General features: G+C 28.9%; 28 protein-coding genes. All 28 read right to left on the reverse strand.

Features of this window, described 5'->3' with window-relative positions:
* Positions 1–155: 155 nt before the first annotated feature.
* Complete coding sequence (locus tag JJC02_12755) at positions 156–356, reverse strand: hypothetical protein (GenBank protein ID UDN53767.1); 201 nt, start codon at positions 354–356, stop codon at positions 156–158.
* A gap of 1 nt (position 357) precedes the next feature.
* Positions 358–1290: a YIEGIA family protein gene (locus JJC02_12760; protein UDN53768.1), complete on the reverse strand. Its 933-nt coding sequence runs from the start codon at positions 1288–1290 to the stop codon at positions 358–360.
* Between the two features lie 44 nt (positions 1291–1334).
* A complete protein-coding gene (locus JJC02_12765) occupies positions 1335–2267 on the reverse strand; it encodes a YIEGIA family protein (GenBank protein UDN53769.1) in 933 nt (310 codons plus the stop codon).
* Between the two features lie 54 nt (positions 2268–2321).
* Complete coding sequence (locus JJC02_12770) at positions 2322–3611, reverse strand: ATP-binding protein (GenBank protein ID UDN53770.1); 1290 nt, start codon at positions 3609–3611, stop codon at positions 2322–2324.
* A 28-nt stretch (positions 3612–3639) separates the two neighbouring features.
* Positions 3640–4332, reverse strand: a complete 693-nt coding sequence (locus JJC02_12775; protein ID UDN53771.1) for a response regulator transcription factor — start codon at positions 4330–4332, stop codon at positions 3640–3642.
* A 14-nt stretch (positions 4333–4346) separates the two neighbouring features.
* Entirely contained in the window at positions 4347–5108 is a 762-nt protein-coding gene (gene pgeF / locus JJC02_12780; protein UDN53772.1) for a peptidoglycan editing factor PgeF, read from the reverse strand.
* Positions 5105–5566 (reverse strand): transcriptional repressor NrdR, encoded by a 462-nt coding sequence (gene nrdR, locus JJC02_12785; protein UDN53773.1) that lies wholly within the window; start codon positions 5564–5566, stop codon positions 5105–5107. The genes pgeF and nrdR overlap by 4 nt, the downstream gene beginning before the upstream one ends.
* 21 nt (positions 5567–5587) lie before the next feature.
* The gene (locus JJC02_12790) at positions 5588–5851 is read right to left on the reverse strand and encodes a YlmC/YmxH family sporulation protein (GenBank protein UDN53774.1); all 264 of its coding nucleotides are present in this window, start codon (positions 5849–5851) and stop codon (positions 5588–5590) included.
* A 103-nt stretch (positions 5852–5954) separates the two neighbouring features.
* Positions 5955–6728, reverse strand: a complete 774-nt coding sequence (gene sigG, locus JJC02_12795) for an RNA polymerase sporulation sigma factor SigG (GenBank protein UDN53775.1) — start codon at positions 6726–6728, stop codon at positions 5955–5957.
* Positions 6729–6819: 91 nt separating this feature from the next.
* Entirely contained in the window at positions 6820–7542 is a 723-nt protein-coding gene (sigE, locus tag JJC02_12800; GenBank protein ID UDN53776.1) for an RNA polymerase sporulation sigma factor SigE, read from the reverse strand.
* 24 nt (positions 7543–7566) lie between these two features.
* Positions 7567–8439, reverse strand: coding sequence for a sigma-E processing peptidase SpoIIGA (locus tag JJC02_12805; protein UDN53777.1), 873 nt, complete (start codon positions 8437–8439; stop codon positions 7567–7569).
* 297 nt (positions 8440–8736) lie between these two features.
* Positions 8737–10011, reverse strand: coding sequence for a sugar ABC transporter substrate-binding protein (locus tag JJC02_12810; GenBank protein ID UDN53778.1), 1275 nt, complete (start codon positions 10009–10011; stop codon positions 8737–8739).
* A gap of 284 nt (positions 10012–10295) precedes the next feature.
* A complete protein-coding gene (gene ftsZ, locus JJC02_12815) occupies positions 10296–11453 on the reverse strand; it encodes a cell division protein FtsZ (GenBank protein UDN53779.1) in 1158 nt (385 codons plus the stop codon).
* A 189-nt stretch (positions 11454–11642) separates the two neighbouring features.
* Positions 11643–11996, reverse strand: a complete 354-nt coding sequence (locus tag JJC02_12820) for a small basic family protein (protein ID UDN53780.1) — start codon at positions 11994–11996, stop codon at positions 11643–11645.
* Positions 11997–12094: 98 nt separating this feature from the next.
* Positions 12095–12769: a DUF881 domain-containing protein gene (locus tag JJC02_12825; GenBank protein ID UDN53781.1), complete on the reverse strand. Its 675-nt coding sequence runs from the start codon at positions 12767–12769 to the stop codon at positions 12095–12097.
* Positions 12770–12773: 4 nt separating this feature from the next.
* Positions 12774–13472, reverse strand: coding sequence for a DUF881 domain-containing protein (locus JJC02_12830; GenBank protein UDN53782.1), 699 nt, complete (start codon positions 13470–13472; stop codon positions 12774–12776).
* A 22-nt stretch (positions 13473–13494) separates the two neighbouring features.
* Positions 13495–14235 carry an FtsQ-type POTRA domain-containing protein gene (locus JJC02_12835; protein UDN53783.1) on the reverse strand — a complete coding sequence of 247 codons (741 nt, stop codon included), beginning with the start codon at positions 14233–14235 and terminating at the stop codon, positions 13495–13497.
* Positions 14236–14504: 269 nt separating this feature from the next.
* Positions 14505–15731 carry an undecaprenyldiphospho-muramoylpentapeptide beta-N-acetylglucosaminyltransferase gene (gene murG / locus JJC02_12840; protein UDN56424.1) on the reverse strand — a complete coding sequence of 409 codons (1227 nt, stop codon included), beginning with the start codon at positions 15729–15731 and terminating at the stop codon, positions 14505–14507.
* 17 nt (positions 15732–15748) lie between these two features.
* Positions 15749–16879: a stage V sporulation protein E gene (spoVE, locus tag JJC02_12845; protein UDN53784.1), complete on the reverse strand. Its 1131-nt coding sequence runs from the start codon at positions 16877–16879 to the stop codon at positions 15749–15751.
* 51 nt (positions 16880–16930) lie between these two features.
* Entirely contained in the window at positions 16931–18286 is a 1356-nt protein-coding gene (locus tag JJC02_12850; GenBank protein ID UDN53785.1) for a UDP-N-acetylmuramoyl-L-alanine--D-glutamate ligase, read from the reverse strand.
* Between the two features lie 18 nt (positions 18287–18304).
* Entirely contained in the window at positions 18305–19273 is a 969-nt protein-coding gene (locus JJC02_12855) for a phospho-N-acetylmuramoyl-pentapeptide-transferase (GenBank protein ID UDN53786.1), read from the reverse strand.
* Positions 19274–19313: 40 nt separating this feature from the next.
* Positions 19314–20687, reverse strand: coding sequence for a UDP-N-acetylmuramoyl-tripeptide--D-alanyl-D-alanine ligase (locus JJC02_12860; GenBank protein ID UDN53787.1), 1374 nt, complete (start codon positions 20685–20687; stop codon positions 19314–19316).
* A 166-nt stretch (positions 20688–20853) separates the two neighbouring features.
* The gene (locus tag JJC02_12865) at positions 20854–22833 is read right to left on the reverse strand and encodes a stage V sporulation protein D (protein UDN53788.1); all 1980 of its coding nucleotides are present in this window, start codon (positions 22831–22833) and stop codon (positions 20854–20856) included.
* Between the two features lie 11 nt (positions 22834–22844).
* Positions 22845–23192 (reverse strand): hypothetical protein, encoded by a 348-nt coding sequence (locus tag JJC02_12870; protein UDN53789.1) that lies wholly within the window; start codon positions 23190–23192, stop codon positions 22845–22847.
* A 498-nt stretch (positions 23193–23690) separates the two neighbouring features.
* Entirely contained in the window at positions 23691–24626 is a 936-nt protein-coding gene (rsmH, locus tag JJC02_12875) for a 16S rRNA (cytosine(1402)-N(4))-methyltransferase RsmH (GenBank protein UDN53790.1), read from the reverse strand.
* Between the two features lie 28 nt (positions 24627–24654).
* Positions 24655–25401, reverse strand: coding sequence for a prolipoprotein diacylglyceryl transferase (locus JJC02_12880; protein UDN53791.1), 747 nt, complete (start codon positions 25399–25401; stop codon positions 24655–24657).
* Between the two features lie 253 nt (positions 25402–25654).
* The gene (locus JJC02_12885) at positions 25655–25990 is read right to left on the reverse strand and encodes a hypothetical protein (GenBank protein ID UDN56457.1); all 336 of its coding nucleotides are present in this window, start codon (positions 25988–25990) and stop codon (positions 25655–25657) included.
* Entirely contained in the window at positions 25981–26340 is a 360-nt protein-coding gene (locus JJC02_12890; GenBank protein ID UDN53792.1) for a hypothetical protein, read from the reverse strand. Before JJC02_12890 ends, JJC02_12885 begins: the two co-directional genes overlap by 10 nt.
* Positions 26341–26345 lie beyond the last annotated feature (5 nt).

The raw sequence follows: 26345 nt of genomic DNA on the forward strand, positions 1-26345 counted from the left end.
TAATAGCATTTTTAAGCATTTCATGTCATAATAACACATTTTAATTCTAATAGTCAATATAAGTAAATAGCTATAAAATAGATTAAAACAAATAATATTCAAATTTAAGTCTCTTAAAAATTTGAATATTATTTGTTATTAAAAATTTTATAATTTTAATGTTTTACTATGATTAACGTCCCATTTGTCATATCATGAACCATTCCACCTACACACTTTGACATGAGCATCGCCTTATTTTGTAAGTCTTTCTCATCATTTGCATAAAATATTGGACAACCTCCACCATTTTTCATATTCTTGTCCAGTGTAACTATAGCTAGGGTATATTCATTTAAACCTATATCCATTCCCATCTTATACACTTCCTTTCTTTTCTATTTTATATTTTTTTAGTGATAAGTTTTTTCCTTTAGAGCTTGAAAGTATTGGACATGACTTTACAGCTTCCATTACTTTTTCTACATTCTTATCCACTGGTAAATAAGCAATCATTATACTTTCATCCTCTTTATTCCTTCTAGGTAATGGTACAAATGAAGGTTCTCCATAATCTCCATATAAGCCTAACCTTGAATATATATTGTATACTATTGCCTGTCTTTGACCTGAATCAAATAATATTCCTGCATTAGCATAATCTTTATTTTTAGGAATTATTTGTATTCCTACACCTCTATTAATATATACTTCTCTATCACTTTTTAGACCTATATTTGTTATACCTTTTAACTCTCCTATCTTTAATATAGACTCGTCCACAAAACTAATCTCAGCAGGCATTACATCGGCTATATCTCCAATACTTTTTCTAGTAAGGAGTTTTTTTAGTATAAAAGCTAATAATAGCCCACAAATTGAGCTTATTACCAAACTCATACCTTCACTTATTTTTGTCTCTGAAAGTATTACATAATATAATCCTATTGTTAAAAAAGATGTAACTATACACATATAATTTCTTACTTCATAAGTTCTAGCTATCTCTTCTATGAAGGCAGCTCCTCTCTTTACAAGTTGAACTTCCTCTAAGTTTTGTAGTGTATTCCTTCTATTTGCTCTTACTTGTCTAAATTGCTCTGCTGCTAGAGACAAAAATGTTATAGATGTATAAGAACGGTTTATAAGAGCTGGAACCAACAATGCTCCTAATGAAGATGCAACAAAAGCTAATATAAGCTGAGATAATAAAACGTTTGGTTGTGTCGGGTACTGTTTCTTGTCTAAATTCAACATTATAACTCTAGATATAATACCAATAATAACTGCAATAAAAAATACTCTATCCATTAAATCACTCCTAAAATATTTAATTTAAAATATTACATTTAAATCTACAAAGTTTTTCTAGAAAAATCACTCTGTTTTCCTTTTGATGTCTCTATAATAGGTGTACTCTTCACTACATCTATCATGATGTCTATATCTTTAAGTATTGGTATATATGGTATAACTACAGTGCTTTTTTTTAAGTTAGTCTTAGATATAGCTACAATATCAACCTCATCTACATCTTTATCTATACCCATATGAATAAATAGATTATGTATTATAGCTTGTCTTTGTCCTAAATCATTTACTATTCCAAATGCACCTAAGTCTCTTGGTATAATTTCTATAGCTAAACATTCATTTCTATATCTTTCTCTTGTACTCTCTAAACCTATATTAGTTATTATTACTCCATTTACCATTAAAATAGGTCCTTCAAAACTTATTTTCGCAGGAACTATATCCGCTATATCTGCTATACTGTTTCTTCTTAAAAATCTTCTAAAAATTAACCCTACAAGAGCTCCTGACACAATAGCTAGTACTGTACAATAAAAAAAGCTAAGGTCATACTTTCTTGCAAAAACAATATAAACTATAGAAGATACTAGTGCAGAAAAGAGACTTATATAACTTCTAGATTCATACGTAGATGCTATTTCTTCCACATAAGCATCACCTTTTGGTACTAATTCTTCATTGTCGATATTCTTTAATGTTATTCTTTCTTGTTCTGCAAGACCTTGAAATTGTTGTATTGCTATTGCAAAAAATGTCAATGCTGCAAACTCCTTATCTATAAGTGCAGGCAACGCTATCGCACCTAATGAAGCTGAAAGCCCAGATATAATTATCTGTTCCAAATAATCTTGTGGTCTTGATGGGTATTGTTTGTCTGTAACTCTTAAAACTAATCCTCTACATAAAATTCCTACAACTAATGCAACTATAAAAGAGTGTCTAAATAAACTTGCATTCAATAAACTTTCTTCCATTTTCTCAGCTCCTTCTCTTATATAGTTTGTGCAAAAAACAAAAAAAATTCCCTTCTATTTAAGGAAATTTTTTTGTAATATTGTAACTATGAATTCGCTACCAATACCAAGTTCACTTTTTACTTTTATACATCCATTTAGCGATTTAACTATATGCTTTGTTATAGCCAATCCTAAACCCGTTCCTCCTACATCCCTACTTCTTGCTTTGTCTACCCTATAGAATCGTTCAAATATGCGTTCTACATCTTCTTTTGGTATCCCTACACCATTATCTATAACTTTAATTACTATTTTTTCTTCATCTTTTAACACTACAACTTGTACAATCCCATTATCCTGAGTATACTTTATAGCATTATCAACTAGGTTTAAAAACACTTGCTTTATATAATCTTTATTAGATAATATACTTATTGACTTATCATCACATTTATATAAAACTTCTATATTTTTTTCACTAGCTGAATGTTGAGTTATTTCATACACCTCTTTAAATACATCATATACTACAACATTTTCCATAAGAAGAGTATCTTTATTTTCTACAAATGATAATAATAATATATCATCAATCAATCTTTTTAATCTATCTGATTCACTTTCTATTATTTCTAAGAATCTATTTCTAGTATTCACATCTATATTTTCATTTGACTTTAGTGTTTCAACAAATCCACTTATAGATGTAAGAGGTGTTTTAAGTTCATGACTTACATTTGCAACAAAATCACTTCTCATATTTTCAAGCTTAACTTTTTTAGTAATATCTTCTATATTTACTATCGAACCTATTATTACATTGTTAGTATTTTGAAGATAAACTGGGTCTACTTTTATTTTATATACTATATCATCTTTAGTAGTAATATTGGCAGTTTCATTATCTTTAGAACCAATAAATCGAAGTATCTGTTTTAATATTTCTTCATCTTTTATTACAACATTGATGTTGTGACCTTCAACCAGCTGATTTGGTTCACTTTTTATCATTTCTTTTGCCTCATCATTTATCAGAAGTATATTTCCATTCACATCTATAGCCAGAATTCCATGAGATATACTCTTTAATATAGACCTTAACTGTAAATGCTTATATTGTACTTCTTCTAATGTCTTATCCATATTCTTTATCATATGATTAAAATTTCTAGCTAATTCTCCAAGTTCTCCTTTGGCTGATATATTAAGTCTAGCATGATATTCATTATTACTTACTTTTTTTGAGACGTATATAAATTCCTTTAAATATTTTCTTAACGTTATTGTATATCTCACAGCTAATATCACAATAGCTATAGACAACATAACAATAAAAAAATATATACTATTTAATTCTTCCACAAGATAACACTCCTAAAATATAACCTTTTTAATCTATTTTGTATCCTACACCTCTTATAGTCTCTATATATTTTTCTGATTTATCTTCATCTTCTATTTTTTTTCTTAAATATCTTATATGAACATCTACTGTTCTAGTTTCTCCATAGTATTCATACCCCCATATTTTATCCAATAGATAATTTCTTGAAAGTACTTTTCCTTTATTTTGAATTAATAATTTTAACAATTCAAATTCCTTAAGCGTTAACTCTATCTTTTCAGAACCTTTAGTAACTTCATGCTTTGATAAATCTAGTTTTAAATTACCTGTAGTAAGTATATTATTTTCTTCACCTAAGCTAGTCAAGTTATATCTTCTTAAAACAGAACTAATCCTAGCTAACAACTCTTTTATACTAAATGGCTTAGTTATATAGTCATCAGCACCTATTTCAAGCCCTTCAACCTTGTCATTTTCCATGTTCTTAGCAGTAAGCATTATAACAGGAATATTTTTTAAATCTTTGTCACTTCTTATTTTTCTCAAAACTTCTATTCCACTTATATTTGGTAACATCCAATCTAAAAGTATTAAATCTGGTTTAATTTCCTTAGCTTTTATAAACCCATCAAACCCATCATATGAATAACTAACTTCATAATTTGACACCTCCAAATTGAATTTTAATAGCTCAACTATATGCATTTCATCGTCTATAACAAGCACTTTAGTATTCATTAAAAAGCTCCTCTCTATTTTATCTGTAGTACCGTTCCTATTCGTTCTGATACCTTATTATGTTTTCTATAAGAGTGGAATTCATCTGCCCTACAACTAGTGCATAAATTTAAATTTATTATATTTTCTTTTTTAACTCCACTACATCTCAGCATATACTCATTAATTTTCCATAAATCTAAATAGTAACTTCCCTCTTTTATTATATAGAACTTTTCATCATTATTTGTAAGAATTGTGTTAAATTTTTCTACTAACTCCTCAGATACTTCATAACAGCAAGGTCCAATTGATGGTCCAATTATACATACTAAGTCTTCAGGAACTGTTTTATAACATTCAGACATTAATTTTATTGTTTTATGACCTATATTACTAAAAGTACCTCTCCAGCCTGCATGAACCAGTCCTATGGCTTTATTTTTAGCATCTATGATTGATATAGGTACACAATCTGCTGTAAACAATAAAAGTGGTACTTTTTCTAAGTTTGTTATAAGTGCATCTCCATCTATTCTTTTCCCTATAGTATCTTTATTGACTATGTTAACTATGTCTGAATGTATTTGAGAATTACTAGTTAAGTTTTCAAATGTTAAATCACATTCTTTGCATACTTTTAACATATCTTCTCTATTTTTTGCATCTATATTCTTACATGTTATAACCAGATTTATAGAATTTAATTTTTCATCAAGTTCTCTACAATTACCATTTAAATTAACATACTCTTTAATATCTTGTACATTTTTTATATTTATATAATCTTTCATCATTTGTCTCCTTTTTCTATCAATATACTTTTAAGTTCATTTACAAAAGTATTTATGTCTTTAAACTGTCTATACACAGAAGCAAATCTCACATAGGCAACTTCATCTAAATCTTTCAATTTATCCATTACCATCTCACCAATTTTTTTGGTTTCAATTTCTTCTATAAAACATTTATTTATTTCATTTTCAATATGTACAACAATACTTTCAATCTCTTCAATAGACACAGGTCTTTTTTCACATGCTTTTAATAACCCATATTTTATTTTTTCTCTATCAAAATACTCCCTGCTATTATCCTTTTTAATGACCATTAGAGGAGTTGTTTCTATTTTCTCATACGTAGTAAATCTCTTTTTGCATGATTCACATTCACGTCTTCTTCTGATAGATTTTAAATCTGTATGTCTAGAATCTATTACCTTTGATTCTTTATAATTACAATAAGGACATTGCATCCATATTCCTCCTTTGTTTAACTATATCTCAAACTCATCTAAGCTTAATTCTGAACCTATATTTACTATTATTGTATCACAACCTATTTTAAGTATATCATTCCAAAATATAACTTCTTCATCCCCTCCTCTTGAAAAAAAACTTCTATTTCCATCTCCAAAAATGGTAAATGAGACTACTTTACCTTCATGAATATCCATATCTATGTCTATTATAAATCCCATCCTTTTTCCATTTTTTACATTTATAATTTCTTTTTCCATTATATCAGAAACTCTAATCATATTATACTCACCCTTTCTTTAAAAATAAATATGTATTAAAGTAAAAAAAAATGACCTATATAGGTCATTTAAATTAAAATAATGTTTACAGTCCATGGATTACTTATACATATTTTCTCATATTTTTTAAAGCATTCTTTTCAATTCTTGATACTTGTGCTTGAGATATACCGATTTCATCAGCAACTTCTATCTGAGTTCTTCCTTTGTAAAACCTTAAATCTAACACCAACTTCTCTCTACTATTTAATTTCTTAATAGCTTCTTTAAGTGATATTTCTTGCAACCAATTTTCATCAGTATCTTTTTTATCTTGAACCTGATCCATAACGAATATTGCATCTCCATTGTCTTGATATACTGGATCAAATAAAGATATCGGGTCTTGTATGGCATCAAGTGCCATTACAACTGACTCTACTTCTAATTCTAATTCTTTTGCTATTTCTGATACTGTAGGTTCTTTAGAATTTGTTCTAATTAATCTTTCTCTAACTTGTAGTGCCTTATATGCTATATCTTTTAATGACCTGCTTACCCTAATTGGGTTATTATCTCTTAGATATCTTCTAATTTCTCCTATAATCATAGGAACAGCATAAGTTGAAAACCTTACGTTTTGACTTAAATCAAAATTATCTATAGCTTTTATAAGACCAATGCAACCTATTTGAAATAAATCGTCTATATTTTCTCCTCTGTTGTTAAACTTTTTTATTACACTCAAGACTAATCTTAAATTCCCTCTTACAAACTGTTGTCTGGCTTCTTCATCACCATTTTTTATTTGTAATAAAAGTTCCTTCATTTGCTTATTTTTAAGAACTGGAAGTTCAGATGTATTAACACCACATATTTCAACCTTATTAACTTGCATATATTTTCAGTCCTCTCTCAAAAGTATTCATCTATTGAAATTATTTACATTTCCAATTTTTTTATACTTTTTAAGAAGAATTAATTTAACATTATACAAATTTTTTCATTTCTTTTTGCAATCTTGAAATTATTTTCTTTTCAAGTCTAGATATGTAGGACTGAGATATTCCAAGCATTCCGGCAACTTCTTTTTGTGTTTTTTCTATACCTTTATCTATAAGACCAAATCTTAATTCCATAATTTGCTTTTCTCTGTCACTTAATCTGTCAAGTGCCATAACCAATAAATCTCTGTCTATTTCTTCTTCAATTATTTTGTATATTTCATCATTTTCTGTACCTAAAACATCAGATAATAAAAGTTCATTTCCATCTAAATCTATATTTAAAGGTTCATCAAATGATACTTCTGTTTTCTTTTTATTATTTTTTCTTAAGTACATTAATATTTCATTTTCTATACATCTTGAAGCATAAGTTGCCAATTTTATATTTTTATTCAGTTTAAAAGTATTAACTGCTTTTATCAAACCTATAGTTCCTATTGAAATCAAATCTTCTACATCTATACCTGTATTTTCAAATTTTCTCGATATGTAGACTACCAATCTAAGATTTCTTTCTATTAAAATTGACTTTACGCTTTCATCTGTTTCTAGTTTTTGTAAAAGCTCCATTTCTTCTTCTGGTTTTAATGGAGGAGGAAGTATATTTGCCCCTCCCATATAGTATATTCCCTTTGGCTTTATTATTTTTAATTTAATACCTAACATAGTAATAAAGCTTATAATTCTTTCTTTCAATCGTAACATTCCTTGTCCCCCTTAAATTTTCACCTAAAATCCAGGCAATATATTTGGATTCATTATTGCTCCATACTCCCTATCATTAAAATTTGAAATACCAAGTATTATATTTCCTATCTTTTGCTCATCTACTTCTACATAGTCAGCTTTTAAACCTATTATTATGCTTGTCTTATTACTTCCAGCATGTTTATAAGGTATTATTCTAACTCTACCTGAAGTTTTATCATCTAAACTTCCTATAATCTCTTGTGCTTTTTTCATATCTATATCTTCATAATTAATATTTAATAGTTTTTCTGGAATAAATCCTTCTAACACACTTGACTTAACTATTATTACATCACTTTGACTTATTGGGTCTTTTAACAAATTTCCACTATCTACTAAAGCCTTACAGCAAAAACTTTTTTCTAGTAAATTTATATTTATAGTCTTTGTAAGCTCTTTAATGTATTTAAGCATCTTCAAATCTTTATAAATGTATTTTAATAATTCGCAACTTACATAAGTACATGCAATTAAGAAAGATATTTTTAAATGACTTATTCCCGTAAAATAAATTATAAAATAAGTGCTTCCAGAAATAAAAATGTTTACTAAGTAAAAAACTAATGCTACACGAGCATAATCTTTTTTGCTCTTACTTCTAAACGAAATTAAAGTTATTATACTCATGATTATTATTTTAAATGGTATAGTAAATAGTATATTCATTGATGGATACAAATAAGCAACAGAATAGGCACCTCCTAAACTAGCCCCCAATAACTTATTTTTTTTAGGATTATATCTTTTAGTAAGAATAGAAGTACAACTTATAATAATATAATTTATTACTAGGTTTTCTATAACATAGTACTCAATATACACCATGTATCCCCCCTTAAAACCTTTAAACATATTATAAGATAGTATGTACAAAATTTTATGTCACTTTTGATGGTCGAATCCAAAACAAATTCTATTTAAAAAGAACAATGATATATGTCTTATACTTTATGTCGCCAAAAGATATTTTTTTAATATCAAACAAATAGATTTTTTTGTAGAATCCAATATATCTACGTAGAAGTTATTCGTTCTACTTTTGGTATATTTCCATAAAAAAAGACTACACAATTTAATAATATATCAAGTAAATCTTTTACTTATATAAAACCAAATTATGTAGTCTGTAAATTCAAATATAAATTTAAATTATTGTGCTAATAATCCATTTGCATATTTTGCAGATTCATCTAGTGCCTGTTTTGGAGTTATATCTCCAGCTATCATCATTTGAAGTTGTTTCCATAAATATTCATATATCTCTACTCCATGAGGTCCAACTGTCAATGGTCTATACATATCTTTATCTCTTGTCACCATTTCTTCAAATCTTGGGTCTCCTTGGTATTTTTCACCTTTAGCGACTGGGGCTCTAGGTATTTCTTTGTGGAAAGCTTCCATTGATTCTTTGCTTAACATATATTCAAGAAGTTTAAATCCAAGTTCTTTATTTTTACATGCTGACATTAATGTTAAATCATCTACTGAAGCAAAACTTCCAACTGTCTTATCTTCTAAGGATGTTACATATCCCCAGTTTAAATCAGGGAATGATTTATCAAACGTACTTGTAGCGGCAGAAGACAACATTATAGTAAATGCCGCTTTTCCTGGCCCAAACACACTTTCAATCATTTCATTACTCTCTTTTGATAAAGCATCTTCTGGAATATATTTTTTCATATCATTTATAAAGTTTGCAGCTTTCAAACCTTCTGCATTATTAAACTTAACTGATTTTAAATCATCATTATATATATCTCCACCAGCTTGCCATAAATAAGGATACCAATTCCAATTTAAACTTCCAAATACTTTAGAACCCCAACCTTGTGCAAGACCCCACTGGTCGATTTTTCCGTCTCCATCAGTGTCTTTTGTTGCTTTTTCACATATTCTTTTAAAATCATCCCATGTTTTTGGAGGTTTCTCTCCTAATTTTTCTAGTATATCTTTATTGTAGTACAATACACCTGGATTAGCAGCTTCTATAGGTAAGCCATAAATACCACCCATCATTTTTGCATCATCTAAGTATAGATAATTATCTGAAGTTCCTGATTTTTCTAGATAAGGTGTCAAATCTTCAACTGCACCCATTTCTATAAATTGAGGGAACATTTCTGCATACATGTATCCTATATCTGGACCTTCACCTGCACTTATTGCAGTTGCATATTTTTCTGCGTAGTTATCCCATGGCACTATCTGGAATTCAATTTCGCAGTTGTTTTCCTTTTCAAATTTTTCAAATATCGGTTTCCATGCGTCTGCATCATGATCCGTTAATGGTGCAGACCACACAACTAACTTTTCTTTACCATCTTTGCCTTTAGAATCTTCTTTTTTTGAACACCCTACAAGAATTGATACTGATAGAATACCTATCATTACTAAAGAAAGAACCTTTTTTAGTTTAATCATGCTTAATCCCCTTTCAGACTTTAATTTGTCTTTTTCCTCAAATATTTACATTTAATTCAGATTTAATATTAACAAATAAGACTACCCTTGTCTAATCACAAAAAACTATACTAGCTCCTATAACTATCTTTTTTTTCTATACATATTAATTTCCATTTTATACTAAAGAACTTGTTTTTGCATTTTAGCAATATTTTAATGTATTTTTAAAGTCCAAACACACCTAACCATTTAAATTAGGCAAAATAAAAAGAAGTCTATTGACTTCTTTATAAGCTTACATATTATCTTCTTCTTCTTAAGAATGTAGGTATCTCCATGCTCTCATCATCATCTTCTTCAATTATACTTACCTTTTTAGGAGGCTCTATTTTTTCCTCAGCAATTACTTCTTCTTCAATTTCTTTTACAGCTTGTTTTACTGTTGTATTTAATGAAGAACGTATGCTTGATTTAGGCTTAGTATCTAAATCTAAGGCACCATTTTGTAATCCCTCAAATCCTGTGGCTATTACTGTAATCATTATTTCATCACCTAAATCTTCTTTTATAGAAGCTCCGAATATAACATTTGCCTCTGGGTCACAGGATTCCATAACTAAAGTTGATGCTTCATTAACTTCAAATAATCCTAAGTTAGGACCACCTGTAACATTAAGAAGTACTCCTTTAGCTCCTTGTATTGATGTTTCTAGAAGCGGAGATTGAATAGCTTGTCTAGCAGCATCGATTGCTCTAGTTTCACCGCTAGCACTACCTATACCCATATGAGCAAGCCCTTTGTCTTTCATTATAGTAGTAACATCTGCAAAGTCCAAGTTTATTAACCCTTCAACTGCTATAAGGTCTGAAATTGATTGTATACCTTGTTTTAATACATCATCTGCAACTGCAAAAGCATCTAACATTGATGTATTTTTTTGTACTATCTGTAAAAGTCTATCATTTGGTATTGTTATAAGAGTATCTACCTTTGATTTAAGTTCTGCTATTCCACCTTCAGCGTTCTTCATTCTTATCTTACCTTCAAATGCAAAGGGTTTTGTAACTACACCTACTGTAAGTATGCCCATTTCCTTTGCTAAGCCTGCAACCACTGGAGCAGCTCCTGTACCAGTACCACCGCCCATTCCTGCTGTTACAAAGACCATATCAGCTCCTTGAAGTAACTTTACTATCTCATCTTTACTCTCCTCAGCAGCTCTTTTTCCTACCTCTGGATTTGCTCCTGCTCCAAGTCCTCTAGTTAATTTTTCTCCTATCTGAACTTTATATTCAGCTTTTGATGTATATAAAGCTTGCTTATCTGTATTTACCGATATAAATTCAACGCCTTTTAGTTGAGCTTCTACCATCCTATTGACAGCATTGTTTCCACCGCCACCTACACCTATTACTTTAATTTGTGCACATTCTTCTAATTCTACGTCAAAGTTTAGCATCATAAACCCCCTTCTCTCATGATTCAAAGTTATCGTATGTATTAATTATATCATTTTCTTCTTTTATTTTGTTAACCTTTAAGTAACATATTCCACAAAAACGTAAATTTTCCTTTTTAAATTTCTTACTTATATTGTCAAATATTACTCTTTAAGTATAAAATAATTTATGTATATATTAAATACTCTTTAATTTCTACGCTTTTTATTCATAATATTACTAATAATATATCGCCTAATTATGGATAAATTATTAAACAATCTCATACCAAAAACTAATACAGCAACATAATAAAGAGAAACTCCTAGTTTTTCTCCTATATAAGTCAATAATATAGCCAATATAGCATTACCTATGAAGCCAGTAACAAAAATTACATTATCATAGTTATCTTCAAAACTGGATTTTATCGCTCCAAAGATAGAATCCATTATTGCAAGAATAGCTACTGACATATATATGGAATAATCCATAGAATATGTAAATGGAATATAGTAACCTACTACTACACCAAATGCTAATCCTCCTAAAACCCATAACATAAATCTTCACCTCTTTATTTTACTTTGAAACACAACTATATTACAATCCTTTTTATTAATTTTTTTTACTTTTTCTTTATTTTTTTGTATTTTTCGTTTTATTTTGCAAATAAATTCACTTTATTTCCATTATTTTCCTGTATTTTTACATTGATTCCATAGATATCCTTAAGAGACTTAGCATATGATTCTGGAGAATTTATAGCGGCACTCAATAAATCTATATCTCCTATAGCTTTTATTATAAATGGTTGTCCATATGTAGTATCATTTACTGTAATAGTAGCTCCTGAACATTTTATCTTACTTGTTGCTAGTACTCTTTCCCCATTTATAGAAATTGCTTTTGCACCCGCCTTTTTTAAATCATTTAAAACTCTTAAAATATCTATATCATGTATAATCAAATCATTTGGATTCTGACCATCTTTTAACTCTCTCTCACTATCCTTCATAGTAATAGTTATGCCTGGTCCTGTAATAGTTGAGTAACCACTTAATTTTTTAACTTCTTCAAGCTCTTTTTGCATAAGTGTTTGAATAGATTCATTTCCATTCTCTTTTGCTTCTTTATATTCATTCAAAGTTTTTTTGTTGTTTTTAAGCGTTTCTTTTAAATTTTTTATTTCTTTTTTTGTATTTTCTACCTCACTCTCAATACTTTCAGTTTGACTTAACGTTATGTACACCCTATTGGGGTCTAGTGATTTTGTATAGGTTGATATGAAAACGCCTAATATGAATGCTCCTAATATAAATATTTTCTTTTTCATACTATTATTTCCCCTCTACTTTGTTTATATCACTATGCCCATCTATTTCTATATTATCTTCTTTAGTCACTTTTACTTTAGCATTATAATACGTTTCTATTTCCCAGACAATACCATACTTTATATTGAGTGCAGAAGCCAATGTATCAGAATCACCAATTGCTTTTATTATAATTGGTTCTTTTATAACAGTGTCATTCATATAAAGCTTGTCTTCTTTTAAATACATATATGTATTAGAAACTATTCTCTGGTCGTTTATGGATATGGCACTTGCTTGTGCGGAATTTAATTTATTTATCATTGATAATAATAAATCATAATTATATAGTACACTATCGTTCTTATCAAAGTTTCCTAAGTCTTTTGTAGAATTTATCTCAATTTTTATACCTGTTCCTTCGACATCTGTATATCCAGCTAATGTTTCATATTTTTCTATCTCTGACTTAAGTATATCTTGTTCGCCTTCATTATTTTTGCCTCTATAAGTCTCTATATCTTTCTTCACACTATTAACTTCTGACTGTAAATCCTCTTTTTCTTTTTTTAAAGATTTAAGTTCTTCTGTAAGTTGCTCTCCTCTTTTAAAAGTTGTCATCCCTCTATTTTCTATATTAATAATTTTAAGTTGTAAACTAACAAGAACACCCAATACAATACTTCCTATGACTATACTTTTATTTATAAATCTTTTTTTCAATACATCACTTCCTTACAATTGTCTATCCTTCTGGACTATACACTGCCAACTTCCCATAATTAAGATTTATAGTCCCTCCATTAGTATTTTTATTTTGAAGATCAATTAGAATTTTACTTACCCTAGATATATTATAATCTAAGTTATCATCATTAGAAAGTAAGATTTTTATATTGCTTCTTGTAAGTATATCTATATTGCTTTCTTTCCTTAAGTTTACATAATTTACTTTTCTATAAAGTCCTTCTTCTTTTAAATAATTTAAAGTTTTGAATACATTCTCCTTAGTTTTATAATTTTTAAATTTTATAGATTTAGTCTCATCTACACTATAATCTACATCTACTATTAAGTCTTTTTTACTTTCATTAGAACCTCTAAGTTCTTCCAACAAGTTGCCTTTTTTATCTATATAACAATAATTATCTTCATCTTTTAATACTGCAAATATTTCTTTTTCTTTTAAACTTATAATTATCTTATTGGGAAGTTTTCTTTTTATCTCCACATTTTCTATATATGGATTTTTTATAAGTTTACTTTTCATATCTTTAAAATTGTATGCAAATATATTTTCATGTAGATTTATATTTAGTTCTTTCATTATATTTGATTTAGTTACCCTCTTATTTCCAATTACATCTATTTTCTTTACATCAAATAAATCGCTTTTTACAATTATACATATACCAAAAGATAACATAAGTATAAAGACTAAAACTATCATGACATTATTCGTATTTAACTTTCTTCTTTTTTTCAAATATAATCAACCCCTTTGGTTAATAAATACACCTTTAGAGCTTATTTTTCCTACAAAAAAATTATAATATTTAAAGTCAAATTTTTTCATTTTGTTACATAACATCCAAATAAAGTATTAAAAATTAGAAATAAATCCATATTTCATCAAAATAAATATAGTATGATACATACTTTTTATATATTTAAATTTGTATACATACAAATAAACCCCTAATTTATAATAATTTAGAAAATCTAATATATTATAAATTAGGGGTAAATATTTATTTACCTTTTCTTTATTCCTATTACCTTAGCTTGACTTTCTATACTCGGAGTCGTTTCTTTTTTTATTTCTTTTACTTCCTCAACAATTTTTTCTTTTTTTGTTTTTTTAGAAGTTGACTTTTGCGTTAAATTGTATACTTTTATTATCTCATCGTATATAAGGTCTATGGCTTCAGGCTTCCCTATAGTTTTACTTGCATTTGCCATATCAACCAAAAGTTCTCTATCTCCTAAAAGTTTAAATACTGCTGTATTTAGGCTTTCTGGAGTTAGATTTTTTTCTAAAATAGCAATCCCTGCTCCTTGCTTTTCTATACTCTTAGCATTATACTCTTGATGATTTTCAGCAGTATATGCTTTAGGTATTATTATAGATGGTTTTCCAAGAGCTGTTATCTCAGCTAATGAAATTGCTCCTGCACTACCTATAACTAAATCACTTGCTGCAAGTGCATTTGCCATATCTTCTAAGTAAGGTACAACCTTTTGGTATGGCTTAAGATTTATATCGCTAATACTTTCCATAAATTCATCATAATAGCTTTTGCCTGTGGCAAATATAAAAGCTATATCTTCATTTACCATGTTCTTTATTACAAGTCTCATTGCATCATTTATTTTTCTTGAGCCTCCACTACCACCATAGCAAAGTACCATTCTTTTTTCTTCACTTATTGATAGATTTTTTCTTGCAATATTTTTTCTTGATAACAAAATTTCTTTTCTAACTGGGTTTCCTGTGAAAACTAACTTTTCTTCTGCTGCCTCAGGAAATCTTTTATGTGAATCTTCAAAACTTGTAAGTACCTTTGTAACTGTTTTGGATAAAATCTTATTAGTTACACCTGGAAAAGAATTTTGCTCATGTATTATGGCTGGTATTTTCCCCATAGATGCATTAAATAAAACAGGTCCACTAACATATCCACCAGTTCCTATAACTACATCTGGCTTAAATTTCTTAACAATCTTTCTTGATTGTTCCAAACCTTTAAAAAGCTTAAAAACTCTTTTTACATTATCGAAGTCTATTTTTCGCTTAAAACCTTGAACTGTTACAGTCTTTAATTCAAATCCATACTTAGGAACTATTTCTGACTCTATCCCTTTTTCCGTCCCAACAAAAATTATCTCGGCGTCTGGATGCTCATCTCTTATTTTGTTAGCAATAGCTATAGCTGGATACACATGCCCTCCAGTTCCACCGCCTGATAATAAAACTTTCATCAAATCATCATCTCCTGTTAATTAATTTTGACATGCTTTGAGATGTTTAACACTATGCCTACAGCTCCCATAAAGATGGTGAGTGAGGTTCCTCCATAACTTATAAATGGTAGTGCTACACCTGTAGCTGGCATTGATGATGTTGCAACTGCTATATTTAAAGCTGCTTGTATTCCAATTTGTGCACCTATACCTATGACAACCATACAAGCAAATACATTAGAAGTCTTCAAAGCTATTCTTACACATCTGTAGACTAAAGCTACAAATAGCATAATAACTATTATACAACCAATCAATCCTAACTCTTCTCCTATTATAGCAAATATAAAGTCATTTTGTGGCTCTGGTATATAAAAATACTTTTGTTTACTCTTTCCTAAGCCTAAACCAAACAATCCACCTGAACCTAGTGCATATAAACCTTGTATTACCTGATACCCCTTACCAAGAGGGTCTTGAAAAGGGTCTAAAAATGATGTAACACGACTAAGTCTATAGGGTTCAGCAATTACTAATGCAGCAAATAAAGCAGCCCCACTTCCTATCATAGCAAATACAATTTTCATATCCATTCCAGCAACAAATATCATTACAAAAGTAACCAGAATTACAGTACCTGCTGTTGACAAATTTGGCTGAAGTATTATCAACGCAAAAAATATCCCTGGAACTACGAGAAGTGGTACAACACCTTTTGTCAAAGATTTTATTTTATCATAATTTTTTTCAATTAATTTTGCAGTTAATATTATTGTAGCAAACTTTGCTATTTCTGCAGGCTGAAATGTTAAAGCACCTATTCCCAACCATCTTTTTGCTCCATTTGCTTCTATCCCTAAAGGGGTTAAAACCAACAATAATAGTACTACTGCTATAGCTCCAATCGCTGTAGCATTTTTCTTCCAAAAACTATAATCTATTCTCGATGTAATAATCATAACTATAAATCCAAGTACAGCATATATTACATTCTTTTTTAGAAAATAGTACGCATCATTGTGTTTAAATGAAGATTGTATAAAACTTGCACTAAACACCATAACTATTCCTACAAATACTAAAAGCATAGTAGTATAAAACACTACTCCATCAAACTCAGTCTTCATCCTTATGTCAATTTGTTTTTTCAAATTTTCTTTAGGCATCCAACTAATCTACCTCCATTCTTCCATTTAAGTAAGTTTAGAGGTAAGAGATTATTTTAAATTGTTTACATTATCTTTGAAGTCTTTTCCTCTTACTTCAAAACTTTCATACATATCCCAACTTGCACAAGCTGGTGAAAGAAGCACTATATCTCCACTTTTTGAAATTTCATAAGAAGTCTTAACTGCTTCTTCCATATCTTTTACTATATGTATGTCATTAAATCCTTTATTTTTAGCACAATTTTCTATATTTGATGCAGTTTCTCCTAATAAGACCAATGATTTAACATATGACTTTGCAGTTTCAAGAAGTTCATCAAAATTACTTCCCTTATCCATTCCTCCTGCTATAAGTATTATAGGTCTATTGTAAGACTGTACAGCTTTTATAGTAGAATCTGGATTAGTTCCTTTTGAATCATTTACATATATTACATTATCTAAGTTTCTTACAAACTCTTGTCTGTGTTCCACTCCTTTAAATGTCATAAGTACATCCTTTATAACTTCTAAGTCAACTTTACAGACATATGCTATTAATATAGCTGCCATACAGTTTTCTAAATTATGACCTCCAGGTAAACTTACATCATCTTTATTTAGAAATTTTATTTTTTCATCTATATCTATTATTATGTCATTATTTTCTAAATATACTCCTCCATTTACTTTTTGAGTTCTTGAAAAGTAAATTACTTTAGCATTGCACTTATCAGCTAGTCCTTTTACTATCTCATCATCATAATTTAATACACAGAAATCCTCAGCAGTTTGATTCATAAATATATTTGCCTTTGCTTCTATATATTTTTCCATAGTATGGTGTCTATTTAAATGGTCTTCTGTAATATTTAATATAGCACTTACTTTAGGTCTAAATTCATCTATACTCTCAAGCTGAAAACTACTTAGTTCAGTTACAAGCACAGACTCTTCATTTGAAGTTTCTATAGTATCTATTACAGGATTTCCTATATTCCCAACTACATATGTATCTCTTTTGGCTCTTGAAAAAATTTCTCCTACCAAACTAGTCGTAGTTGTCTTGCCATTTGTACCTGTAATTCCTATAAAAGTTGGATTACTTGATAATTTAAAAGCTAATTCTACCTCACCAATTATATACTTGCCTGAATTTTTTAATTTCAATATGAATGGCAAGTCTAGTGGTACTCCTGGAGACACTACAACCATATCTATGCCATCCACATCTTCTGGATGATGCCCTAATATGTATTTTATGCCGTTTATAGATTTCAATTCATCAAGTATGTTTCTCAATTTATTTTCATCTTTTATATCATTCACTATTATACTCGCACCCAATTTATCTAAATGTTTAATTGTAGATATACCAGTTTTTGCAAGTCCTACTAATAAAACTTTTTTTCCTTTTAAGTCCATTTTTCATTCCCCCTAGGCCTAAAATACTGCTATTATACTTATCCAAGCTAAAACAACTGTAATAATCCAAAAAATAAATACAACTCTTGTTTCTGGCCAACCACACTGTTCAAAATGATGGTGTATTGGAGCCATCTTAAAGAATCTCTTTCTTGTTGCTTTAAAATATCCAACTTGAATTAAAACTGATAGAGCCTCTGCAAAATAAATTCCTCCAATTATAGGTATTATAAGCACTGAGTTAGTTAGAACTGAAAATGCTACAACTGCACCACCTAATGCCATTGAACCTGTATCTCCCATAAACACTCTAGCCGGATATGAATTAAATCCTAAAAATCCTAAACATGCTCCAACAGTTGCTGCTGCTAAAACTGCAACTTCTGTATTTCCAGCAATAGAACTTGCAAATAGCATAAAGAATACAGAAACTATTAAAGTTACTCCTGATGCTAATCCATCTAACCCATCAGTCAAATTTACAGCATTTACTATTGCTACAATTATAAACATCATTATTGGTATATATAATATTCCAACGTTTATTACAAAATCCGTAAATGGTATCATAAGTTGTGAAGCACTTGATGATGATGTATACTGATAAAAAGCAACATAAAAAGATAATGCAACTTGAAGGATTATTTTTTGATATGCTTTTAGTCCAAGTGACCTTTTTAGCTTTATTTTTATAAAATCATCTAAAAAACCAATAAAACCAAAACCAGCGATACATATAAGACCAACTGCCATATCATGACTGACCTTTACTCTTGTAAGCCCAGTTATTAAAATTGCAACTATCATTATAATTCCACCCATAGTAGGTGTTCCATTTTTGGCTAGATGCGTTTGAGGTCCATCATCTCTAACTGTCTGACCAAATTTAAATTTTCTAAGCATCGGTATAAATATTGGTCCTATTATGATTACTATTAAAAACGCAATCAATGCGGTATACGTAAGCTCTGTTATTCCTAACATCATAAAACTCCTCTCCCTTGTCAATCAACTCATTAGTTTAAGCTTATTTATTTAGATATTCGACTATTTTTTCTAATCTCATGCCTCTTGAGCCTTTTACTAAAATAGTGTCTCCTGTTTTTACTAATTCATTTAACTTGTTAAATACATCTTCTTTATTCTCAAAGTGATATATATTGGCTGAATTGAATCCTAATTGTTTTGCCTCTTCTCCAATAAACACTGAGTTTTCACCTATAGTTATTATAATATCAGTATTATTTATAGATGATTTTCCGACTAATCTATGACCATACTCTGAAATTTCACCCATTTCGAGTATATCTCCAAGTATTGCTACTCTTCTCCCTTTATATCTTCCAAGTATCTTTAAAGCAGCATCCATAGAATCTGGACTAGCATTATATGAATCATTAATTATTGTCAATTTTTCATTTTTTATTATATCTAGTCTCATTTTTGTCCCTTTAAAGTTTTTTAAACCTTTTTTTATATAATCTAAAGAAATATTTAGACACAAACCAACCAATATAGCAGACATTGCATTATATATATTATGTTCTCCTATTGTTGGTATAAATATTTCCTCTTTTTTTCCATTTATAAAACATGTAAATGTCAAACTATCCTCTTCCATAGTATAACTTTCACAATAAATATCATTATTTTTATTGAAGCCAAATGTTTTTAACTCATATACATGTTCTTTTTCTTTTAATGTAGATAAAAACTTATCATCTCCATTTACAATTAAAGTATTTGTTTCATCAAAGTTTGAAGTAATCTCCATCTTTGCTTTCAAAATACCTTCTTGTGAACCTAGTTTTTCTACATGTGATAATCCTATATTCGATATGACTGCAATTTTGGGATTTACTATATCCACTAGATATTTTATTTCATTAAATCCAGACATACCCATCTCTATTACCGCACACTCATGTTCTTTATTTAGATTAAATAAAGTCAATGGAACTCCAAAATGATTATTTAAGTTTTTTTCATTTTTTAGTATATTTAACTTTGCAGATATGGCAGAAAATATCATATCTCTAGTAGTAGTTTTCCCTACACTACCTGTAACACCTATAAATGGAATATCAAATTTTTCTTTATAATATCTTGAAATATCTCCTAGAGCCAAGGATGTATCTTTTACCTCTATTAAATTTATATCCGAACTTTCTAATTTTATTCCATTACTTTCATTTTTTATAAAAGTTTTACATCCACTATCATATGCGGACTTCATAAATGTATGCCCATCTAAATTTTCTCCAACTATGGCTACAAATGCACTTTGGGCATTTGCTTCCCTGCTATCTATAACTATATCACTTACACAGTCATTATAATCTCCATATATTAACTTCCCATTAGTTGCAAGTACTAACTCTTTTATTGTTAAGCACTCCATTATTAAACTCCTCCTTTAAAACCTTAGCTATATTCTCTTAGCAACAAAAGGCAATGTATACCGTTATATATACATTGCCTACGATAACTCTTAACTTTATAATTATATACTATATTTCTGTTTTTTTGAAGATGTTTATGGGTATATGTTAATTATCTGTTACTTTTTAGTTGTCAAAATATAGGGTTATACTTGAGTCTTCATTAACTTTTACTCCAGGTTTTGGGAATATGTCTTTTACCTTTGTATCTTCTGGAAGTTCTATATCTGCATCTAAATCTGGTTTTAACTTCACATCTTCCAATGCCTTTACAGCATCACCGATTTTTAGATTTCTTACATCTGGCACTTTAACTTGTTTCTTTTCATACTCAGCTTTTTCTTCTTTTTTATACACTGGTTTAACTCCTAAATATTTTAAAGAATCATTCATTATTTCTTTCACTATTGGTCCTGCTGTAGTACTACCAAACGCACTTACTCCTGTTGGTTCGTCAACAATAGCAAGAACTACTATTTGTGGGTCATCACAAGGTGCTATTCCAACAAATGAACATATATACTTTCCTGGAGCATACTTACCATCTATAACTTTTTGAGCTGTACCTGTCTTACCACCAAGTCTATAACCTGGTATATATGCTATCTTTCCTCCACCTTCAGTTACAACTGACTCTGCAATTTCTAACATTTTCTTAGATGTTTCTTTAGATATAACGCTTCTTACTTTTTTTGGTTTTACTGTTTCAGTTATATTACCTTTATTGTCAGTATAAGATTTTACCACCCTTGGTTGCATTAAATCTCCACCATTAGCTATTGATGATATAGCTGTTATAAGTTGTATTGGAGTTACTGATATAGATTGACCAAATGATATTGTAGCCAATTCAACTGGACCTACATTTTTTTCGTTATACAATATTCCCTTAGCTTCTCCTGGTAAATCTATACCTGTCTTATCCATAAGACCAAATGATTCTATATAATCATACATTTTTCCAACACCTAATCTACTTCCTAGCTCAACAAATACTGGGTTACAAGAATTTTGTACTGCTTGTTTAAACTCTTGTGTTCCATGAGGTCTATAATGTCTCCAACATTTAATCTTTCTTCCTCCAACAGTTACACTACCTGTACATGTGAATTTTTCTCCATCTTTAATTACTCCTTCTTCAAGAGCACTGGAAGATGTAATAAGTTTAAATGTAGAACCTGGTTCATATGTATCACTTACTGCTGGATTTCTCCACATTTGATAATATCCTTTTATTTTATCTTTATCATTATACTTTTCAAGCTCTTCTTGATAATATGGATATATTGGCGTTCTTGAATCATTAGGGTCATAATCTGGTTTTGATGCTAGAGCAAGTATATCACCAGTTTTAGGGTTCATAGCTATTGCAGTAACTTTTTTTGCATTATTTAACTCATACGCTTTCTGTACTGCTTTTTCAGTATAGTGTTGAATTACTTCATCTATAGACAACACAAGACCGTTACCTTGTACAGGCTCATAATATTTTTCCATTCCTTGTGGTATTTCTCTTCCTGAAGCATCAGTACTTACTATAAGTTTTCCAGGTTTTCCTTTTAATTTTTTATCATATTGCATTTCTATACCAGATATACCCGTTGCATCTGAAGAAGTATGTCCTAGTACATATGGCGCAAAATTCCCATATGGGTAATATCTTTGATTATCTTCTGCTACCCATATTCCACTTAATTTAGCATCTCTTATTTGACTTGCCTTATCATCATCTATCCATCTTTTCACTTTTACAAGAGCCATATTTTTTTTGCTTATTAAAGCGTAAATATCTTTATAATCTTCGTCCAAAATATCAGCTACCTTTTCAGCTGCTTCCTTTTTATCTTCTACTTCTACAGGTTTACACCAAACAGTATACTTAGTTACGCTTACTGCTAACTCTTTCATATTTCTATCATATATAGTTCCTCTTTTGGGTTCTATTGGTATATCTCTTGTTTGTTGTTCTAGAGCTTTTGTACTTAACCAATTTCCTTTCATAAGTTGTAGGTACCCAGTCCTAATAACGAGGCAAAAAAACAATGCACATGCTAGAATAAGAACGAGTACTAGTCTTTTCTTACTTATTCTCTTTACTTTTCTCAAATCTATTCCCCCTAGTTATCCACATCTATATACTTTATTTGTCCATCTTTTGGATAGTCCATATTGAGCAATTCCTTTGCCTTTAGCTCAATTTCTTTTATCGATGTTTTTTCAGTTTCTTTTGCCTTTAGTTCCTCTAATACTATCTCCTTTTTTCTTAAATCTTTTTGTAAATAATAAATATCGTACCTCATTTCTGAGATTTTTGAATAACCACATAGATTTAATATTATTACTGCAAAAATTGCAATCAATAAAATGCATTTAACCCCTATTTTTTTATTATTTCTCTTTTTATAATTATTCTTTTTCTTATTTTTATATTCATTTAGATTATGTATTTTATAATTTTTTTTCAAATTATCACCCCAATAGTATATAGTTTAAATTTTCCTCTATACTATATTTGTTGTTAATTATATTTCCTCCTCTAAAATTTCATCGCTAAATTAATACACTATTGCACAATCTAATTGTATTTTTTTCTATACACAACAAAAAACCTATAAATTCACTTATACTTTTATATTGAATCTATAGGTTAGCTATTAATTTTTATTTAATTTTATCACTTATAGTATCTTTAGATAATTTCTTCCATAAATACAATATGTAACTATTTTATCTATTTTCGATTACTAAGCCCTTTATCATATTACATAATATTACCTATATATATTTTTTATGTCTCAATCTTCATTATACATATCAATAACAAGTAACTGTTGCTCACACTTCTTATAGTATCAATTATTTTATAATTACCTTACTAGTACAACAGAATATATCATAATCTTTAATTTATTATAAGAAATCTTATTTATATAGTACTACTCTTTAATCTTAAATTCTATAAATTATATTTTTTCTACTACTCTTAACTTAGCACTTCTTGAACGTGGATTTACTTCTATTTCTTCCTTACTAGGTAATATTGGTTTTCTAGTTATTATTTTTACTTCAGATTCTTTGTCACATTGGCATATAGGCAAATGTTGTGGGCATATACAATCTGATGCTAGATATTTAAATGCATTTTTTACTATTCTATCTTCTAATGAATGAAATGTTATTATACAGATTCTTCCACCTTCATTCATTATGGAAGAAGCATCATTTATCATGTTTGTAATTACTCCAAGTTCATTATTTACCTCTATTCGTATAGCCTGAAAAGTTCTTTTGGCTGGATGAGGTCCATCTATTCTAGCTTTTTTAGGGATAGCCTTTTTAATTATATCTACCAATTCACCTGTAGTTTCTATTGGTTTATTTGCTCTTTCTTCAACTATAAACTTGGCTATTCGTTTAGCCCAGTTATCTTCACCATAATCTTTTATTATCTTAGATAGTTCCTCTTCTGTATAAGTATTTACAACATCATATGCAGAAAACTCACACCTAACATCCATTCTCATATCAAGTGGCGCATCCTGCATATAAGAAAATCCTCTATCAGCTTCATCAAGTTGATGAGATGAAACTCCCAAATCAGCTAATACACCATCAATCTTATAAACTCCTATTTTTTCTAATTCCTCTTTTATATTTTCAAAATTACTGTGAATAAACTTCACTCTACCTTCATATTCACTCAATCTCTCTTTTGCTGTACTTATAGCATTTTTATCTTGGTCAAACCCTATAAATAATCCCTTATCTGACAGTTTTTTTACTATTTCTTTAGAATGTCCTGCTCCTCCCATGGTACAGTCAACATACACTCCATCTTGCTTTATATTTAAATTTTCTATACACTCATTCAAAAGAACTGATACGTGATGAAATTCCATAGTTACCTCCTTAAATTCACTTTTTAAACTATTCTTCATTAATATTGTTTTTATTTTTCTTTAATAAATAGATATGTGCAATTATACCTCCAATAACCCCGATTAGACTTATAACTTGTGCCATTCTAAGTGGACCTAACATTAAACTATCTGTTCTTAATCCTTCTATAAAAAATCTTCCAATTGAATATAAAGTTATATAAGTGACTATAACTTGACCTTCATATTTTTTATTTTTTCTAAATAGTAATAAAACTATAAATATTCCAAAATCCCATATAGACTCATATAGAAAAGTTGGATGTACCTTCACTCCATCAACCATTATTCCCCAGGGTAAATTAGTAGCACCTCCATGTGCCTCTCCATTAATAAAATTTCCCCATCTCCCAATAGCTTGTGCTAAAGGCATTCCAAGTATAACTGTATCAGCCATTTTTAAGAAATTAATATTTTTGACCTTAGTGTATATATAACCCGCTAATATTCCACCAATTAACCCTCCATGTATAGCAAGTCCACCACCTCTAAAATTAAATATTTGAGACATATTTTGAGCATAATAACTCCAATTAAATACTACATAATAGATTCTTGCACAGATTAATCCAACTGGTATTGCTATTATAGCTATATTTAATACATCATCTTCTTTAATTCCTACTCTTTTTGACTCCTTTATTGCTATTAAAGTCCCTAAAATCATTCCACATGCCATAAGTATTCCATACCACATGATGTCTATTCCAAACAGTGTAAATGCTACTCTATCCATAACGTCACCTCTTTGTATAAATTGAAAATATTTCCAAATAAATATGTCATAATTACAATTAATTCTGAAACTCCCACGCCTAAAGGCATGGGGTTCTTAGGTACTACATGAATTTCTATAATACTCTCAGTTACAATAAATCATAACCTACAACATATTATCACTAATCATATTCCCTAAGACTTTTATTAACAAAGTATCTGTTGACACCATTAACATTAATATTAGGCTCGTTTCTCAACCTATATGGTTTTTATATCCCCATACTAGATATTAATTTATAACCATTTAATTTTAATTTCTTTAATCTACTTATTTCTTTGTCATGTAATACTTTAAAGTTATCATATGTCTCAATACACAATTCTCTGTTGATTGATTTTAAATATTCATTAACATTCATTATTAAAAATGCAGAATAGCAATCTCTTTGAATATCCACACCCTTATTCCATCTCTCTTTTAATTCCTTCTTATTGTATTCATCTGAAAAGTGATTATATTGACTAGCTCTACATTTAGCAGTATCTATCTTATATAATTTTTCACCATTATATTTTAACTTATTGTCTAACATAGTCAAAAACATTGATGATGCTTTATTTGCTTACTAAAAGCATTAAAACATCTTGTGGCTATTTTCTGAGATATAGCAGAATGTAATTTATAATATTTACAAATAGGTTTAACAAAATTATGAAGTGAATACTCTGTCAAATTATATTTCTTAGTAATATCATTAAATATTTTATTTCTATCTTTACCCTTATATTTACAATTTGCTTGATACTCCTTAGATTCTATCATGTGGTTATATCTTTTAAATAGTTCTGATAAACATGAATTATATACTTTTCTATACTTATCAAAAGTATTACATATAATATCTTCTTGAAACTTTTCTGTCTTTAATTGTAATGTTAATATATAATTTAACATAATAT

The sequence above is a fragment of the Clostridioides sp. ES-S-0054-01 genome (genome assembly GCA_021561035.1).
Taxonomy (GTDB): domain Bacteria; phylum Bacillota; class Clostridia; order Peptostreptococcales; family Peptostreptococcaceae; genus Clostridioides.

Excerpts from the sequence above, each read along its gene's own strand:
- JJC02_12805 (UDN53777.1), bottom strand. The coding sequence starts at position 8,439 with ATGTTTAAAGGTTTTAAGGGGGGATACATGGTGTATATTGAGTACTAT.
- JJC02_12790 (UDN53774.1), bottom strand. The coding sequence starts at position 5,851 with ATGATTAGAGTTTCTGATATAATGGAAAAAGAAATTATAAATGTAAAA.
- JJC02_12850 (UDN53785.1), bottom strand. The coding sequence starts at position 18,286 with ATGGACTTAAAAGGAAAAAAAGTTTTATTAGTAGGACTTGCAAAAACT.
- sigE (UDN53776.1), bottom strand. The coding sequence starts at position 7,542 with ATGTTACGATTGAAAGAAAGAATTATAAGCTTTATTACTATGTTAGGT.
- sigG (UDN53775.1), bottom strand. The coding sequence starts at position 6,728 with ATGCAAGTTAATAAGGTTGAAATATGTGGTGTTAATACATCTGAACTT.
- murG (UDN56424.1), bottom strand. The coding sequence starts at position 15,731 with ATGAAAGTTTTATTATCAGGCGGTGGAACTGGAGGGCATGTGTATCCA.
- JJC02_12810 (UDN53778.1), bottom strand. The coding sequence starts at position 10,011 with ATGATTAAACTAAAAAAGGTTCTTTCTTTAGTAATGATAGGTATTCTA.
- JJC02_12760 (UDN53768.1), bottom strand. The coding sequence starts at position 1,290 with ATGGATAGAGTATTTTTTATTGCAGTTATTATTGGTATTATATCTAGA.
- JJC02_12765 (UDN53769.1), bottom strand. The coding sequence starts at position 2,267 with ATGGAAGAAAGTTTATTGAATGCAAGTTTATTTAGACACTCTTTTATA.
- JJC02_12885 (UDN56457.1), bottom strand. The coding sequence starts at position 25,990 with ATGTTTTTGACTATGTTAGACAATAAGTTAAAATATAATGGTGAAAAA.
- JJC02_12775 (UDN53771.1), bottom strand. The coding sequence starts at position 4,332 with ATGAATACTAAAGTGCTTGTTATAGACGATGAAATGCATATAGTTGAG.
- spoVE (UDN53784.1), bottom strand. The coding sequence starts at position 16,879 with ATGCCTAAAGAAAATTTGAAAAAACAAATTGACATAAGGATGAAGACT.
- JJC02_12890 (UDN53792.1), bottom strand. The coding sequence starts at position 26,340 with ATGTTAAATTATATATTAACATTACAATTAAAGACAGAAAAGTTTCAA.
- JJC02_12860 (UDN53787.1), bottom strand. The coding sequence starts at position 20,687 with ATGGAGTGCTTAACAATAAAAGAGTTAGTACTTGCAACTAATGGGAAG.
- JJC02_12880 (UDN53791.1), bottom strand. The coding sequence starts at position 25,401 with ATGGATAGAGTAGCATTTACACTGTTTGGAATAGACATCATGTGGTAT.
- nrdR (UDN53773.1), bottom strand. The coding sequence starts at position 5,566 with ATGCAATGTCCTTATTGTAATTATAAAGAATCAAAGGTAATAGATTCT.
- JJC02_12855 (UDN53786.1), bottom strand. The coding sequence starts at position 19,273 with ATGATGTTAGGAATAACAGAGCTTACGTATACCGCATTGATTGCGTTT.
- ftsZ (UDN53779.1), bottom strand. The coding sequence starts at position 11,453 with ATGCTAAACTTTGACGTAGAATTAGAAGAATGTGCACAAATTAAAGTA.
- pgeF (UDN53772.1), bottom strand. The coding sequence starts at position 5,108 with ATGATGAAAGATTATATAAATATAAAAAATGTACAAGATATTAAAGAG.
- rsmH (UDN53790.1), bottom strand. The coding sequence starts at position 24,626 with ATGGAATTTCATCACGTATCAGTTCTTTTGAATGAGTGTATAGAAAAT.
- JJC02_12820 (UDN53780.1), bottom strand. The coding sequence starts at position 11,996 with ATGTTATGGGTTTTAGGAGGATTAGCATTTGGTGTAGTAGTAGGTTAC.
- JJC02_12755 (UDN53767.1), bottom strand. The coding sequence starts at position 356 with ATGGGAATGGATATAGGTTTAAATGAATATACCCTAGCTATAGTTACA.
- JJC02_12825 (UDN53781.1), bottom strand. The coding sequence starts at position 12,769 with ATGAAAAAGAAAATATTTATATTAGGAGCATTCATATTAGGCGTTTTC.